The organism is Shewanella sp. Choline-02u-19 (genome assembly GCF_002836205.1).
Classification (GTDB): domain Bacteria; phylum Pseudomonadota; class Gammaproteobacteria; order Enterobacterales; family Shewanellaceae; genus Shewanella.
The window spans coordinates 3,251,857-3,267,799 of sequence record NZ_PJBE01000013.1 but is presented as its reverse complement, the minus strand read 5'-3'; the positions used below and the strand labels follow the sequence as shown (position 1 = coordinate 3,267,799).

General features: G+C 43.2%; 18 protein-coding genes. 9 read left to right on the top strand and 9 right to left on the bottom strand.

All coding sequences use genetic code 11. The features are described from left to right. Positions 1-64: 64 nt before the first annotated feature. The 5 genes from CXF83_RS20955 to CXF83_RS20935 all read left to right on the top strand — a co-directional run bounded on the left by CXF83_RS20955 (position 65) and on the right by CXF83_RS20935 (position 5,832). The gene (locus CXF83_RS20955; RefSeq protein WP_101089851.1) at positions 65-409 is read left to right on the top strand and encodes a metalloregulator ArsR/SmtB family transcription factor; all 345 of its coding nucleotides are present in this window, start codon (positions 65-67) and stop codon (positions 407-409) included. Positions 410-442: 33 nt separating this feature from the next. Continuing rightward, a complete protein-coding gene (arsB, locus tag CXF83_RS20950) occupies positions 443-1,480 on the top strand; it encodes an ACR3 family arsenite efflux transporter (protein ID WP_101089852.1) in 1,038 nt (345 codons plus the stop codon). Positions 1,481-1,666: 186 nt separating this feature from the next. Further along, entirely contained in the window at positions 1,667-2,674 is a 1,008-nt protein-coding gene (locus CXF83_RS20945) for an ArsJ-associated glyceraldehyde-3-phosphate dehydrogenase (protein WP_101089853.1), read from the top strand. A 150-nt stretch (positions 2,675-2,824) separates the two neighbouring features. Then, positions 2,825-4,051, top strand: coding sequence for an organoarsenical effux MFS transporter ArsJ (gene arsJ, locus CXF83_RS20940; RefSeq protein ID WP_101089854.1), 1,227 nt, complete (start codon positions 2,825-2,827; stop codon positions 4,049-4,051). Between the two features lie 410 nt (positions 4,052-4,461). Beyond that, a complete protein-coding gene (locus CXF83_RS20935; protein WP_101089855.1) occupies positions 4,462-5,832 on the top strand; it encodes an alanine/glycine:cation symporter family protein in 1,371 nt (456 codons plus the stop codon). 68 nt (positions 5,833-5,900) lie between these two features. Here CXF83_RS20935 and CXF83_RS20930 read toward each other — a convergent pair whose 3' ends face one another. The 5 genes from CXF83_RS20930 to CXF83_RS20910 form a co-directional block, all read right to left on the bottom strand. Further along, positions 5,901-6,080 carry a hypothetical protein gene (locus CXF83_RS20930; RefSeq protein ID WP_101089856.1) on the bottom strand — a complete coding sequence of 60 codons (180 nt, stop codon included), beginning with the start codon at positions 6,078-6,080 and terminating at the stop codon, positions 5,901-5,903. Between the two features lie 385 nt (positions 6,081-6,465). Continuing rightward, positions 6,466-7,161: a TorF family putative porin gene (locus CXF83_RS20925; RefSeq protein WP_101089857.1), complete on the bottom strand. Its 696-nt coding sequence runs from the start codon at positions 7,159-7,161 to the stop codon at positions 6,466-6,468. A gap of 257 nt (positions 7,162-7,418) precedes the next feature. Continuing rightward, positions 7,419-7,691, bottom strand: a complete 273-nt coding sequence (locus tag CXF83_RS20920) for an HU family DNA-binding protein (RefSeq protein ID WP_020910742.1) — start codon at positions 7,689-7,691, stop codon at positions 7,419-7,421. Positions 7,692-7,828: 137 nt separating this feature from the next. Beyond that, entirely contained in the window at positions 7,829-8,626 is a 798-nt protein-coding gene (locus tag CXF83_RS20915) for a response regulator (RefSeq protein ID WP_101089858.1), read from the bottom strand. A gap of 83 nt (positions 8,627-8,709) precedes the next feature. After that, positions 8,710-9,096 (bottom strand): hypothetical protein, encoded by a 387-nt coding sequence (locus CXF83_RS20910; RefSeq protein WP_101089859.1) that lies wholly within the window; start codon positions 9,094-9,096, stop codon positions 8,710-8,712. A 180-nt stretch (positions 9,097-9,276) separates the two neighbouring features. On the opposite strand from CXF83_RS20910, the gene CXF83_RS20905 reads away from it, so the two are divergent. Further along, a complete protein-coding gene (locus tag CXF83_RS20905; RefSeq protein ID WP_101089860.1) occupies positions 9,277-9,786 on the top strand; it encodes a DUF4240 domain-containing protein in 510 nt (169 codons plus the stop codon). A 141-nt stretch (positions 9,787-9,927) separates the two neighbouring features. Here the strand turns inward: CXF83_RS20905 and CXF83_RS20900 are convergent, their stop codons facing one another. Beyond that, positions 9,928-10,236 carry a hypothetical protein gene (locus tag CXF83_RS20900; RefSeq protein ID WP_101089861.1) on the bottom strand — a complete coding sequence of 103 codons (309 nt, stop codon included), beginning with the start codon at positions 10,234-10,236 and terminating at the stop codon, positions 9,928-9,930. A gap of 287 nt (positions 10,237-10,523) precedes the next feature. Then, positions 10,524-10,829 (bottom strand): hypothetical protein, encoded by a 306-nt coding sequence (locus CXF83_RS20895; RefSeq protein ID WP_101089862.1) that lies wholly within the window; start codon positions 10,827-10,829, stop codon positions 10,524-10,526. A gap of 258 nt (positions 10,830-11,087) precedes the next feature. Between CXF83_RS20895 and CXF83_RS20890 the strand changes: the two genes are divergently transcribed. After that, positions 11,088-11,624, top strand: coding sequence for a DUF3016 domain-containing protein (locus CXF83_RS20890; RefSeq protein ID WP_101089863.1), 537 nt, complete (start codon positions 11,088-11,090; stop codon positions 11,622-11,624). 2 nt (positions 11,625-11,626) lie between these two features. Here the strand turns inward: CXF83_RS20890 and CXF83_RS20885 are convergent, their stop codons facing one another. Further along, positions 11,627-13,396 (bottom strand): GGDEF domain-containing protein, encoded by a 1,770-nt coding sequence (locus tag CXF83_RS20885; protein WP_101089864.1) that lies wholly within the window; start codon positions 13,394-13,396, stop codon positions 11,627-11,629. A 160-nt stretch (positions 13,397-13,556) separates the two neighbouring features. Continuing rightward, complete coding sequence (locus CXF83_RS20880) at positions 13,557-13,868, bottom strand: prephenate dehydrogenase (RefSeq protein WP_101089865.1); 312 nt, start codon at positions 13,866-13,868, stop codon at positions 13,557-13,559. A 44-nt stretch (positions 13,869-13,912) separates the two neighbouring features. Between CXF83_RS20880 and CXF83_RS20875 the strand changes: the two genes are divergently transcribed. Together CXF83_RS20875 and CXF83_RS20870 are read left to right on the top strand one after the other, a co-directional pair. Beyond that, a complete protein-coding gene (locus tag CXF83_RS20875; RefSeq protein ID WP_101089866.1) occupies positions 13,913-14,797 on the top strand; it encodes a TraB/GumN family protein in 885 nt (294 codons plus the stop codon). A gap of 131 nt (positions 14,798-14,928) precedes the next feature. Then, positions 14,929-15,762 (top strand): MaoC/PaaZ C-terminal domain-containing protein, encoded by an 834-nt coding sequence (locus tag CXF83_RS20870; RefSeq protein ID WP_180961048.1) that lies wholly within the window; start codon positions 14,929-14,931, stop codon positions 15,760-15,762. Positions 15,763-15,943: the final 181 nt, after the last annotated feature.

Below are 15,943 nucleotides of genomic sequence, written 5' to 3'. Positions count from 1 at the left end.
TCCTATGTGTGCAAAAAACCATGGCTAATCTGGTTTTATAGACACCTTTTGCGAAGAGCACAATATGACTCCATTAGCTTTTTTTAAAGCACTCGCCGACGATACTCGACTACGCAGTTTATTGCTGATCCAATCGGAATCAGAATTGTGCGTTTGTGAATTGATGACGGCACTCGATGACATCCAACCTAAAATCTCTCGCCATTTGGCGCAATTGAGAAAACTGGGAATGTTAGTTGACCGACGTCAGGGACAATGGGTTTTTTATCGTATTAATCCAGAGTTGCCGTTATGGGCAAGCGATATTTTGCAGACACTAGCGCAGCAACAACCTGAGTTAATCGAGATTAATTTGGCAAGGCTGTTACAAATGGGCGATCGCCCAGAAAGAGTATTGCGCTGCTGTTAATTAAACAATGATCACTATTATAGGTTTTAGATTATGGGTATTTTTGAACGTTATTTAAGTGTGTGGGTTGGCTTAGCCATCGTTGTGGGTGTGTTTTTAGGCAATGTGATGCCGGGTGGGTTCACGCAAATTGCTGGGCTTGAGTACGCGCATGTCAATTTGGTTATTGCGGTTTTAATCTGGGTAATGATCTACCCCATGATGGTACAGATAGATTTTTCCGCAATAAAAGATGTCGGTAAGAGTCCAAAGGGGCTGGTGCTGACATTGGTGATCAATTGGCTGATTAAACCGTTTACGATGGCGGCGCTGGGTTGGCTGTTCTTTAAAGTTTTCTTTGTTAATTTTGTTGATCCACAAACGGCGAGTGAATATATCGCAGGGATGATTTTACTCGGCGTAGCACCTTGTACTGCAATGGTATTTGTTTGGAGCCAATTAACTAAAGGTGACCCAAATTACACACTCGTGCAGGTGTCTGTGAATGACTTGATTATGGTCGTGGCTTTTGCGCCCATCACGGCGTTGTTGCTAGGTGTGAGTGACATTCAAGTCCCCTGGGAGACATTGCTGTCATCCGTTGTGCTTTACGTGGTGCTGCCGTTAGTTGTGGGGGCGGCTACACGCTATTTGTTGCAGAGAAAGGGCGATGATAGCCAATTAAATGCATTTGTGGCTAAGCTTAAACCTTGGTCTATGGTTGGCTTACTGGCCACTGTGGTATTGCTGTTTGGTTTCCAAGCGGAAACCATTATGAGTCAACCTCAAGATATTTTTCTAATCGCAATTCCATTATTGATCCAAACTTACGGCATTTTCTTTATCGCTTTTTATGCGGCAAAGAAGATGAAGCTAAGCCATAAAATTGCGGCTCCAGCCTGTATGATTGCAACCTCTAACTTTTTCGAGTTGGCCGTCGCGGTCGCTATATCATTGTTTGGCTTGCACTCAGGAGCAGCGCTCGCCACTGTGGTGGGAGTGTTGGTTGAAGTACCAGTGATGTTATCGCTGGTGGCAATATGCAATCGCAATAGACATTTGTTCGTTGCGGACGAAGCATCTGCAACTTAGGGGCTGTTTATCTCTCTTGCTGAGTTTGTGTCGGTCTCTTTTTATATTAAAGAAGCAGTATTGATAAGCACTCGAAGGGTTATGGAAAACCGTTAAAAATCAATGACAATTTTAAGGCGAAAGTAATATCTTTTTTAGTGTGAAAAGTCTATTTGTATTTAAAGAATTTAAGGTTGGGAAACGACAATGACAATCAAAATTGGGATTAATGGCTTCGGCAGAATGGGGCGCTTGGCATTAAGAGCTGCGTGGCAGAATCAGGATGTCGAGTTTGTACAAATTAATGACCCAGCAGGTGATGCAGCGACATTAGCGCACCTGCTGACATTTGATTCGGTGCACGGTCGTTGGACTGAAGAGGCTATCGCCGAAGGTGATGACATTGTTATTGGTCAACGTCGCATAGTGACCACTCGCAATAAAACCATTGCCGCGACTGACTGGTCAAATTGCGATGTGGTGATTGAGGCTTCTGGTGTCATGAAAACCAAAGCGCTGTTGCAAGCTTATCTTGATCAAGGCGTCAAAAGAGTGGTTGTCACCGCGCCAGTCAAAGAGGATGGCGTACTTAATGTGGTCATGGGCGTTAACCAGCATCTTTACAATAAGGATATCCACCCTATTGTGACGGCAGCGTCATGCACTACTAACTGCCTTGCGCCTGTGGTGAAAGTGATCCATGAAAAAATTGGGATTAAGCATGGCTCGATGACCACCATACATGACATTACCAATACTCAAACCATTCTTGATGCGCCGCACAAAGACCTAAGGCGTGCCCGCGCCTGTGGTTTAAGCCTAATACCAACGACCACCGGCAGTGCTACCGCTATTACTCATATTTTTCCAGAGCTAAAAGGTAAGCTCAATGGGCATGCCGTGCGCATTCCACTTGCCAACGCCTCACTCACGGATTGCGTGTTTGAGTTAGTGCGTGAAACAACTGAAGTGGAAGTTAACGCCTTGCTAAAAGCTGCGGCAGCAGGAGAGTTGAAAGATATTCTTGGTTTTGAGGAGCGTCCATTAGTGTCGGTTGATTATAAAACTGACCCGCGCTCAAGCATCATCGATGCACTCTCTACTATGGTAGTTAATGGCACGCAAGTGAAGCTGTATGTGTGGTATGACAATGAGTGGGGCTATGCCAACCGCACTGCTGAACTGGCAATTATGGTCGGTAAGCTAGATAAGTAAGGCAGAAAAAGCAGGGGAAAGCAGGAAGAGCCGGATAAAGCCGGGAAGAGCTGGGACGGTAATAGCTAGGACGGAATGGCTAAGGCGGTAATAGAGCGTGCTTTGCCTGATAGCGTTCTGCTGTATTGATAATATTTAGGTTGGTGATCTGTGTTAGCAAAATATCGTGCTTTACCTGAGAGTATTCGTCAGTATTTGCTGGTGACGGGGAACTACTGGGCGTTTACCTTGACCGATGGCGCGCTGCGCATGCTGGTGGTGCTGCATTTTTATGATTTAGGTTATACGCCGCTAGCAATTGCCATGTTGTTTCTGTTTTATGAGATTTTTGGGGTTATCACTAACCTAGTCGGTGGCTGGCTAGGCGCTAGGCTTGGCCTGAATCGTACCATGAACATAGGTTTAGGCTTGCAGATAGTCGCGCTGTCGATGTTATTACTACCGAGTGCTATGTTGGTGGTACCTTGGGTAATGGCTGCTCAGGCGCTTTCTGGGATAGCAAAAGATCTCAACAAAATGAGTGCTAAAAGTGCGATTAAAACCTTAGTCCCCAAAGATGCCGAAGATAAGCTGTATCGTTGGGTTGCGATGCTTACAGGTTCTAAAAATGCACTTAAGGGGGCAGGATTCTTTTTAGGTGGCGTGTTATTAACACTTGTAGGCTTTACGGGGGCGGTGGCCATCATGGCGACGCTACTGTGCATTGTTTGGTTATGTAGCATATTCAATTTAAAAGCGGATTTAGGTAAAGCGAAGTCTAAGCCTAAATTTACCGAAATATTTTCAAAAAGTCGCCGAGTTAATATCCTTTCAGCAGCACGTTTGTTCTTATTTGCAGCTAGAGATGTGTGGTTTGTTATTGCTCTGCCAGTGTTTTTAGCCAGTCAATTAGGTTGGGAGCATAGTAGTGTTGGCGCCTTTTTAGCATTGTGGGTCATTGGTTATGGTGTGGTTCAGTCCGCGGCGCCGTTAATCACTGGACGCAATAGCGCAAAGACGCCTGATGGCGCGAGTGCAACGGTATGGGCCGGATTATTGACATTGGTGACAGCAATATTAGCCGTTGTGATGTTTACCGGCTGGACTGATCTACAGTTTGCATTAATCACAGGTTTGATGCTGTTTGGTGCGGTGTTTGCCATAAACTCTTCTCTGCACAGCTACCTTATAGTGAGTTACGCTGGTGATGACGGTGTCTCACTCGACATTGGTTTTTACTATATGGCGAATGCAATGGGTAGGCTTATCGGGACCATACTGTCTGGTTGGGTGTATCAAATTGCAGGGCTTGGGGCTTGTTTGGCGGTTTCAACGATCTTTTTACTCCTTACTTATATCATCTCTTTTAAGCTACCCAGAACAGATCCTGCTTTGTGATAAATAATAGCCGTTTTGAAACAAGTCCGAAGCCACGCTTGTTGGCTGTTGTTACTGCACTGCTGGGTATTGTTGCTTTTTTGTAGGCTATTTATGGGTGGTAACTAAGCTGTATAGCCTCCGCGTTGGTAAAAAAACCAAGCAACACAATTATAAATATTAATAAAATTCAACACCTTCTAGCGTCTTTGGGCGCTATTGTCACTTTCTTCAAGTGCCTTTCTCTCGTGTAGCCTTTTCAAAGGTTAACATTTCGTTGTACTCTGTTTGACCCGATGCGTATTGTTTGAGCTAGCGCAATCGGTGAGGACCTTTTGACCTTGCTCTCATAGGGAAGATCAAAAAGCCCTAAACACTTAGAATAAAATTATAAAAAATAACTATAAATAATCTGTATCTACGAGGTCTGAATGGAAGCTATTACTGAATTTATTGGCATGATTAACGGTGTAGTGTGGGGGACTCCTATGCTGGTCTTGATCCTAGGGGTAGGGTTATTTCTCACTGTTGGTTTGCGTTTTATGCCGATTTTAAAGCTGGGCACTGGTTTTAAATTGTTATGGTCAGGTCGTATTCCTGACAAAGATAAGAACATGAAAGGTGAGATTAGCCCGTTTAACGCGCTAATGACGTCGCTCTCCGCAACGATCGGTACGGGTAATATTGCGGGTGTTGCTACCGCTATTTTTATTGGTGGCCCAGGTGCGCTTTTTTGGATGTGGTGTACGGCATTAGTCGGTATGGCAACCAAATTCGCAGAAGCGGTATTAGCGGTTAAATACCGTGAAGTGGATGACAATGGTAACCACGTCGGTGGCCCAATGTATTACATCAAGAACGGCCTTAGCTCTAAGTGGGCTTGGTTAGGCACCGCATTTGCGTTGTTTGGTGCACTGGCTGGGTTTGGTATTGGTAACACCGTACAGGCTAACTCAGTGGCTGATGCGTTAAGCAGTAATTTTGGCGTACCAAGTTGGGTTACCGGTGTGGTGCTGATGGTCTTAGTTGGTGCGGTATTGATGGGCGGTATTAAACGTATCGCTGATGTTGCCGGTAAACTCGTGCCGATTATGACGATATTCTATATAGGCGCTGGCATCGCAGTACTGGTGGTTTATGCTTCTGAAATCCCAGCAGCATTCGAACTGATTATCCACAGTGCCTTTAACCCTGTCGCGGCTCAAGGCGGTTTTGCGGGGGCAGCAGTTTGGGCCGCGATTCGCTTTGGTGTGGCACGTGGTGTGTTTTCTAACGAAGCGGGTCTTGGTAGCGCGCCAATAGCTCACGCTGCAGCGCAAACAAATAACCCCGTTGCTCAAGGATTAGTGGCGATGTTGGGGACGTTCATTGATACCTTAATCGTTTGTACTATTACTGGCTTAGCGATTATAGTGTCCGGCGCTTGGACTTCGGGTGAAAATGGGGCTGCATTGACCTCTTTTGCCTTCTCTCAAGCGTTCCCATTAGGCAATTATGTCGTGGCTATAGCCTTGAGTGTGTTTGCGTTTACAACCATCTTAGGTTGGAGCTTTTACTGTGAGAAGTGTGTACAGTTCTTGTTTGGTGTAAAGGCGATTAAGCCCTTTAGAATTCTTTGGACACTGGTAGTGCCATTAGGCGCTGTAAGCTCATTAGAGTTTATTTGGCTGTTAGCGGATACGCTGAATGCAATGATGGCAATACCGAACTTAATCGCATTGGCATTGCTGAGTCCGGTGGTATTTGCGTTGACCAAAGAATACTTTCTCAAGAAGCGTGAAACAGAGGCCGCAGAGCAGTAAGCTTTCTAATTAGCTTTGTAAGCTCCTGGAATTGATTCAGGAGCTTTTTTTGCGCTTATACCAATGAATTAAGCCCAAAATTCATCTTCGCCCATCGCTCGACTGAGCTGGGTTCTTTCTAAATACGCTTCTAAGCGTTTTTTCACATCTTTTTTATGCGCTAAATCATCAGCAGCCTTTTTATTTTTTGGCGCTGTAAATGATTCCATCTCTGCATCGTTGGGCACAAAATCTAGTATCTGAGCCATCACGAATTCCTCTCAATTGAGTACCTATTTTCCTGATCCTTAATCGTTGTCGAATAAAGAAAATATTATTGATACATATAGGTTAATAACAGATTTTATCGTGCTCATATTGACAGTGGTTACTGCCACATTAGTGAGCGCTTAAGAAAGAATTTAGCAGGCCATTAGACAAAAATATGCGATCTACGTAACAAAATTACAGTTTTATAAAACTAAAGCTATAAAACCCATTGGCGGAGAGTAATTACTGAAATTTAATAACCTAAACTAGAGATGGTATATGACGATTAATAATGCAAAGGGTCGATGACTTTCAGTCAGCGGCGTTTTTTGTGCAATGGTATCTGCACAGCAACGGCCGCCACTGAAAGATAATATTCGAATATTACAAATCGAAGCTATAGCTATACCCTAGCAGCACTTTAGCATCATCATCTGTTAAGTCAGTATCACTGACCATAAAAGAGACAGTACCAAAATCTGTGTCTTTACTGAGGGCAATCGAATAGTCAGCGTAGTTGTCGGTACTGTACCAAGCGGTAACGACATCACCTGTTGAGTAGCCATAGTGCGCTGCAATTGAGAGAGTATCTGAGATAGGGTAAGTTAATGTGGTTTGCACGTAACCCATGTCTTTTTCATCGAGTGTAGGGTCGCCAGTGACATCATTTCCCGCATTGACTACATGTGCGTAGCTTACTTCAATCCATTTCCAGCTAAGGGCCACTGTAGCTTCGCCAAAATCGATGCTGTCGTCAGCATCTGGGTAAGCATAATAGAGATAGCTGATGTCATAGCCAAACTCTTTGCCTATGCTGCCAGCAAAGCCGGCATAGAAATCAATCTCATAACTGGTCTCGTTACCAAAATCGACATTTGATGCCCATGTTCCGGCGTAGAAGCCGACTTCGTGGCTGTAATCAATGCCACCTTGAACGGCTACTGCATCATTGGTTTGGGTAACACCACGCCATAAGTAGTTAGAAGTGGCGCCAATATTGGCTTCTACTGCGGCGTTTGCCGATAGGCTCATTAGCGCTGTTGCAGTCACGGCTGCGGTATTGATAAGTAGCTTGTTCATTATCTTCCCCTATAAGTATTTTTATAATAGTCACAGGGGATATAGCAAAGACCAAGCCAGAAATTTTAATGTTATAAAACAGATGTTTATTTGTACTGCTGTTGGTTTGTTCATTGGAATTGATTCAATCTAGGGCAGGTGGCACTGGATTAGTGCAAAGTTGAAGTGAAAAATGGTTGAACTTGCAGTCGTGGCCGATTAGCAGACATAAAAAAACCTCCTAATAGGAGGTTTTATATAAATCACAAGAGTTGTGATTAGTTAACGCTATCTTTAAGCGTTTTACCCGCTTTAAACTTAGGTACGGTAGCCGCAGGGATCTGGATTTCTTTGCCAGTCTGTGGGTTACGACCTGTGCGAGCAGCACGCTCTGATGTTTCAAAAGAGCCAAAACCAACAATAGAGATTTTTTCTCCATTCTTCATCGCTTCTGCAACAGTTTCTTCAAAAGATTTTAACGCACGTGCGGCTTCAGCTTTAGTGAGTTCCGCAGATTCAGCCATTTTTGCAACAAGTTCAGTCTTATTCATTTGAATCGTCTCTTCTTTCCGTAGATTTATTTATTAGTAGCGTTATGTAACATGCCACAAGCTTTTGCATTTGAAAAGAGCTTTAAGCCGATGAAATGACCTTTAAAGTCAAAAACAGGAAGGATTTCTCAATTTTTCTACTCCTCGAGCAGTTGATAGAGGATTCGTTTGACAACTTGAGGCTCAAAAGGCTTATCACAAAGTGCATTCACACCCGCTTGTGAAACGTTACTCAGGTGAGTTTCGTTAGCTTCAGATGACACCATCAGAATAGGAATATGAGATTGCTCACTATCGTTACGAATAAATTGGGTTAATGCTAAACCATCCACGGTGGGCATATTGTAATCAGTTATGACCAGATCAAACATCTGCTGCTGCAGTATTTCAATGGCTTCTTGGCCATCTTGAGCCTCCGTTATCATCCGTAAACCAAGATTGGTAATCGTGCGCTTAATGACGTTTCTTGCCATCTTACTGTCATCGACGACGAGTACTCGCAGATCTTGTACATCAAAGTGGGTGAGGTCTAATTCGTCGTGGCTTAGTAGATCAATCGTGGCGTTGAGTGCTTTTCCTAGGTGGATTGAAGTAAACGGCTTAGGGAGAATAGCGACAACGCCTGACTGACGATAGCTTTCTAATTGCTCGCGGCGACACTCGCTTGAGACCAACATAAACTGAATATCACGAAATTGTTCTGATGATTTGAGTTGTTTTAGCAGATCTAGCGCGGTGCCATCTTCAAAGTGCATTGCACTGGCAACGAGATCTGGCTGGTGGCGCTTAATTATCCCCAGCGCTTGCTCAAGGTTGGTGGCTGTTTGGATCTGTTTCACACCCTCTTGCTCTAATCGGTTAACGATAATTTTACGTTGAGTATCTGAAGGCTCAACGAGCAGTATGGAGAGTTCACTAGGTTGTAAATCGCTCATAAATAGCTTTACCACTTGTTATTTTTATTTGTTATATGGTTGATTTTAAGCATTCTAAAACGCTGCCGTTTATCGGTTTGAAACTATTCTTCTTGTTTAAAGTAACGCTTTGTTTTTTGACTAAAGGCGACGCAGTACTGGAAGCTCATGGCGATTAATGCAGAGATAACAATGGTACTAATAGGAATATTTCGTCCTTGGAAAACCACTTTCACATCTTCAGGTGTAATTTGATAAGCAATGATTGCGGCTGTAGCCAGTGCGAGCAGTGCCACTGTTTGAATCGCGAGGTATATTTTTAATAACACTACAGCCCAAAATTGACGTAGTACAAGCCCGTATAACACTGGAAACACACCAAGGGTGAACAAGTCGTATGTTTGTGTTGTCGCGGTGCGCCATAACGCGGCAAAGGCGACCAAGACATATATAGCCATTAAAATTGCCAGCATTGGGTGAGGTTTCTTCATTGGATACCTAATTATTGACGCATTAAGCGTCGTCGTGCTTGAGGGAGATAACGGTGAGTGTAAAAAAATCAGTGCAGCGAGTCCACACAATCGCTCATTTAGTTTTAATAGCCAAGCTTGGCTATTTTATCGGGTATTACGCTAGAATAGCGTTATACCATCGTATTTTTAGAGAGCACAATGACAGAGTCACAGTTTTGGGAACTGGTTACCCGTACATCTCCTCAGCAAAATCAAACGGATTTAGCTGAATCACTAAAGCAAAACCTGAGCCCTCTGAATAATGATGAGCTTCGTGATTTTGACAAGATCTTTGGCCAGCAAATGCGTCGTTCGTATTCGTGGTCAGTGTGGGGTGCGGCCTATATCATCACTGGATGTGATTCTGAGTATGCTTTTGCTGAGTTTCGCTGCTTTTTGATCTCACTGGGAAAACAGTGGTATGACACTGTTGTCGAGTCACCAGATGAGCTTGGTAAGTTACTTGATTGGCCTGAAAAAGATGGTTCAGCCTATCCTTTTCTCGATGAGTATGACTTGATAGCGGGTCAGCTCTATGAAGAGCGTGCTGATGATGAGCTTCCTTATGTGCCATCAGGGCAAGCTTCACCTGCGGGGAAGAAGTTTTCACATAAGAAAAAACAACTAAAAGCGAGCTATCCAATTCTTAGTGCAGCTTTTCCGTTTTAGTTTATCCTCAAATATCCTCGAAAGGCAGGATTCAGCTTATCGATAAGTGACAGAGTTCTATGTATGAAGTCGCTAGGGTGTATGGGGAGCTATAAACAACAAAAACGAGGCAATGCCTCGTTCTTGTTATATTAAGCTCGCTTACTCGACGCAGGCGCTTACTTCACTGTCGAAATCAAAACCGTGAGCCTCACAGGTCAACTCCATAAACTCTTCTTCTGAGTCGCTGACTTGGTCATCAAATTCAGCCTGAATTTTGTTATCTAACGCAATATCCGATTGAGCTTGCTGCTCTGCTAGGATCTCAAAGTGTCCATCCACTGCTGCTTGCTCCGCAGGGGTAAAGTCATTGGCATTTGCTTGGCCGATGAAGCTAAATGAGAGCAGCATTGCTGCAAAGAATGCCATACGGCCAGAAAATGGCAGTGTTGTAATGTTTGAGTAGTTCATATTGGACTCCAAATATTAATCAGTAACCAGTTTAGGAACCGTTGACTCTTAACGACGATTTATAGCCCGTCAGTTAAGAGGTTTTCCTCTGGGGATGCGTTTGCTTGATACGTATGTTAACGAATGCTTCATGTACCAAAGCTGAACAAAAAGTGAGCTAACGACTGGTTGTGTTGAGCTTTAGTTTTTATGAAATAAAAACAGTTGGTTACTGATGGAGTGTTTTTTGTATTTAATTTTTTAGTCTTATATGTTGAAAGTGTTTAGAGCGAACAAAACAACGCTAGTTACTCATTAGTCATTGTTTTACAATGAAATCCTTGTCGCATAGAGTCGAAGCTACAGTTAAGGCCGCATTCCCAAACAACATTATTGAGTTGCTCTGACTGCTGTTCTGAAAATGCCTTGCAGCTTGGGTAATCGTCGAAATCATCGGTTTTTTCATATTTACTTGAGTTATAGCCATTCTTATAAATGAAAGCGGACCAAGTTTCATAGGATGAAGTTTGCTCTGATTGATTGATGCTAATAATTGCCCAAGTTAAACCTGTCAGTAATAGGAGCACAAAAAGGACTGGAGCGAGTTTCTGCATGGCACGATTTCCAATTTATTAGATGGCGACTTATTTTAGACAGCATAATATTTAGCGCTAATAATGCAAATCCTGTTTACAGTTTGGTTAGCTTAAGCAAGTTTTGATGCAATTTGATGCAACCATTCGGCATTGAGTGTGGTCTACTAATATTATATAGGTTATATGTTAACCATTTCACATTAAGTCCTTATTCAGCTTAGGTCGTTTATGATTGTGAAATAGAGCATTCCCCTTTGTTCAACCGTAGAGGTAAATATGAATTTAAAACACATACTCGTTGCTGGACTATTACTATCAGGTTCAATGTTATCAGGTTCAACATGGGCTGATGAAGCCGTTGAAAACCCTATAACAGAAAGTGGTATTGTTAAAGTTGAGTGGCAAGATCCAAAAAGTTTTCGCGATGTTAAGGCTAGCGGTGATATTCAATCCCGTTTTGAAAACCGTACGTTTGAAGCGCTAACTAAAAATTTAAACAAAGAAGCGGCTAAGATTTTAAAGCCGAATCAAAAGCTTGAAATGGTCGTTACTGACTTAGATTTAGCGGGTGATGTCAGACCGACGTTTGGCGCCACTACCAACGATTTACGTGTGGTTAAAGATATTTACCCACCTCGTATCACCTTTAGTTATAAAGTGACTGAAGGCGAACATGTCATCATAGTTGGCGATGAAAAATTAACCGACCTTGGCTTTATGCACTCTATTCATAAGGCTAATAATAAAACTAATCGGTATGAAAATGCGTTACTCACATCGTGGCTAAAAGAGACTATTAAGCCAAAAATTTAAACTTAAAGCCGTGCTGACAGCGCGGTCACGTTAAGCACCTTTTCCTTGTGCAATTGAAATAGACTAAATAAGCCACTGGCTTGTTTAGCCTGTTTCTTTGCTAGAGCACTATAAACAGACAGTTGGTGTTCATTGCAATTTGAGGTGACTAGCGGTGGTAAAACGCCTGCCGTTAATGCGATTAAGCCGTGATAACAAGTAACACCTTCTCTGTCATCTGCCAGCATCCGTTTATCCTGCCAATGCTCATCGGAGTAAAATAGTGACTTCACGGCTTCAAAGTCACTAATAATGGTGAGTGCTTGCTGCTGAATATCATCGCAGGTGCTAATGATGACGAAGTCGTCCCCACCAATGTGGCCGATAAAATTATCGCAGCTTCGTTGACGTTGTAATAATCGTGATACCTCCATAATGACCTCATCTCCACGACAAAAGCCGTAAATATCGTTATAAGGTTTAAAATGAGATAGGTCAAAATATGCAAGGTAGAACGGTTTATTTTGCTGTTTTAAGCGTTGTAACTCCTGTTGAATTGGAATATTCCCTGGCAACCCTGTCAGAGGGTTTGCATGACGAGCGACGGTAATTTTTTGCTCCGTGATCTGTGCCAAGAGATCTTTAGTATGACCAATCCCCAATAGCCGCCCTTGTTTTAATACAATAAACTGTTGCGCTACAAGCCCAGTTGACTCTGACGTTAGACGTTGACTGACTTGAGATAAAGGCTGGTGAGCTTCAATCTGAATCACATCGGTATCGAGAATGTCATCAACGGGTTGGTGTTCATGTAGTGATCGACCGTAAGGCGTACTAAACAGTTCTATAACGTGAGATCGAGCGATCAATCCAATCACTCGTTGTTGGTCGACTACGACAATGGCTTGTAAAGCGGGTTGCTGATTAAACTGTTCGCCGATAAGTTTTAGCTTAGTGCCGGACTGGCAAGTAATCGCACTGCAGCTGAGGCTTTCTGCCGACTCTGCAAACCGAATATGGTAAGGGATGGGCTCAATGTTATCTTTGAGGGTGATGCTTCGATTTGGCGATGCTTCTGGTCGACCCAGTAGGTAGCCTTGACAGTAGATAATGCCCAACTGTTTTAATACCGCGAGCTCTTTTTCTGTTTCAATACCTTCTGCAATGACTTTACAGCTTAGATTTTGGCATAGATTGACAATAGAGCGCACGAACTCTTGTTTAACCGGAGATGAGTCAATTGAATCAATAAAGTGCCTATCAATTTTGACGTAATCTGGTGCAAGCTCTGACCATAGTCTCAGACCCGAATATCCCGCGCCAAGATCATCAATGGCAGTGAGAAACCCCTGGCTACGGTAGTGATTTAAGCAAGATTTGAGCAGATCGATATCATCGGCGGGATACTGCTCAGAGAGCTCAATAACCACTTGAGAAGGATGGATCCCCAATTCCTGCACCAAGCTTAATGTGAGACCCTTAGCGTGATTGGGTTCCAGTAAGGCTTTAGGTGAAATATTGATGAACAACTTGCCTAATAGCGCAATATTCTTGAATTGTTGGATGGAGATCCGTCGGCAAAGGCTTTCAAGTTCAGATAAACGCCCTTCGTGAGCCGCTGTTTTAAATAGTGGTACAGGAGAGTAGAGCGGGCTATGTTCGGGTCCACGACTTAGCGCTTCGAAACCATGAACTTGATACGTTGAGATATTACATATGGGCTGAAAAACAGCTTTGATTTTCTCTCGATCGATGATCTTAGCGAGTTCACTTTTTAGATCAATAGCGGTCATGTGTTCTACTCAATATTTAAGAAGTAGAAGATTGTATGACGCTTGGATGACATTAAGATGTCAAAAATCAATCCATTAACATTTTTTTCACGCTTTCACTTACCTTAATGGCTATAAGGTAAGCGTCGGTTTTATTAATGGATCGACTGGCCCCGCAAGGCTATTTGGTATTGGCTTTAAAAGTCTGCATCGTTTGCAATAATAAGCCAAGCTTACGGACGTAGCTTTCTAATCCAGTCGCCATGGTGTCAGGTTCGTGGCTCATCGCGTCCATTTCAGCAGCAAGTTCGGTTACATAAGGCTGAAAGCGATTGCTACTGGTAGAAAATCCCTCGTCCTTAGTGAAAATAGTATTAAACTTAACGTGGCCTGCTTTTTTGAGCCCATCGAGTCTTGTATCTGCATCGATAGCTTGTCGGTAGGCGGTTTGCAAACTGGCTTTTAGTTGCTCGATAACCTGTGTGTGTGGCATAACAGCCTCTCATTTTAAAATTTGCTGAATTATAAGGGGCAAGTATGTTGGCAACAAGTATTCAGAAAGGTTTATTATCGATAGTTGGCATGTGTTGTGTCGTTGCAGCCCAAATAGCCAGCGCTGCGCCAACGGATAAGCCGCCTTTCTACCAAGTTTCTTATCAAGGTAAAACCGCCTATCTACTGGGCTCTATCCATATTGGTAAAGCTGATTTTTATCCATTAGCGGATCAAATTGAACAGGCATTTTCGACATCAAAAGCGATTGTCGTAGAAGCAGATGTTCGCGATGCTAACGTTGCAGCATTATTACAAAGATATGGCGCTAAACAGTTACCGATTGATGATAAAACCAAAGGCGTATTAGCCAGTTATTGTAAAGATAAAGCCAACTTATGTGCCGCTTTAAGCAGCTATGCACCCTGGTTACAATCAATGCAACTGAGTGTGGGGCGCTACACTGCTCTGGGATATAGCGCACTTTATGGCGTGGACTCAGTGTTAGTTGCTCAAGCAGATCATAGACCTGTATATGAGCTCGAAAGCACCGAGTTTCAGTTTGAGTTGCTATCATCTTTTAGTCCTGAGACGCAGTGGGAGATGGTACGCGAAGCAATAGAAGCACCCGATGAAGATATGCTAAAACTTATTTCGGCGTGGCGCCGTGGCGATGAAACTGAGCTGGCAGATTTAATGGAAGGAGAGATGCTCCGCGAAGGCAATACTGAAATGGTAGAGAAGATGCTGTGGGACCGTAATAAGGGTATGGCTAATAAAATCGAGGAACTGATGACATCAGCCTCAACTAAGCAACCTTTATTCATTATTGTTGGTGCCGGACACTTAGTGGGGAGTCGGAGTGTACAGTCCTACTTGGAGCCTATTGGCGTGAGCAGTAAAAACTGTTGGCAAACCACCTGTACTTAAGGCGATTGCTCATCACTATTATCGGCTTTTTCTGTTTTAGGGTATAATCTGCGGATCGTTTATTTTTTGTCTGTGTTTTAATGTAAGGTTTGATTAGTTTGACTGAAGAATACTGTATTGATTTAAAGGCTATGCCATCGCTGTTTTCGCTGTATCGAAAGATATTTTTTGGGCGCAAACCTGGTTGGGATGAACAGCCGCTGCCTATGATTAAAGTAAGCAGTCCAAATGTGGCATTGTCCGCAGAAAAAGTTGAGCAGTATGCCAAGGTATGCGGTTTTGATTTTGATGGTCAAACGTTACCGCCGACTTATTTGTATGTAATGGCGTTTAGATTACATGCAATGATTTTCACTCATGACGCAATCACCTTTCCTTTGCTTGGTATGCTCCATTTAAAGAACAGCATCACCTTATATCGTCCAACAACGGTTGCTGAAAGCTATGATATTGAATGTTCATTAACGACCAGCCAAATGACCGACTCTGGCTTGGAGTTTGAATTGGTATCAAAAGCGTTTGTTGCTGGCGAGTTAGTCTGGGAGTCACTCTCAACCTACCTATATCGCATCGAAGGTAAGACTAAGCGAATGCGCCCACCCAGAGCCAGTGATATCAACTGGGATACTGCTCAAGCATGGAGCTTAAGTGAAGACTTGGGCCGCCGTTACGCCAAAGCATCAGGCGACTATAATCTTATCCATCTGCATCCAGTATTGTCTAAACGCTTTGGGTTTGATCGTGTTTTAGCGCATGGTATGTGGTCTAAAGGGCGCTGTATTGCAGAAGTAATGCCTGAAATCGTGGCTAAACCTTGCAAGATAGATGTTGCCTTTAAATTACCCTTGTTTATGCCTGGTAACGTCAGCTTTGCGGCGGAACAAAAACAAGATAGTTTGATATTTGAGCTAAGAGACCAAAAAGGACGACGTCCGCATTTGACCGGTGAAATCACCTTTTTATAAAGCATTGGTCATGATGAAAAGGCGCTGTATTGCGCCTTTTTCGATCTAAACCCTGACGATTCCGAATGCTTTTTTCAGCACTCCGGTAGAAAAGTGGAACAAGGTAATAATTGAGATAATGGTGATTCCAATTTAGATTGTAATGCTATTCGCCAAAAGCCTACGACAAATTGTGATAGTT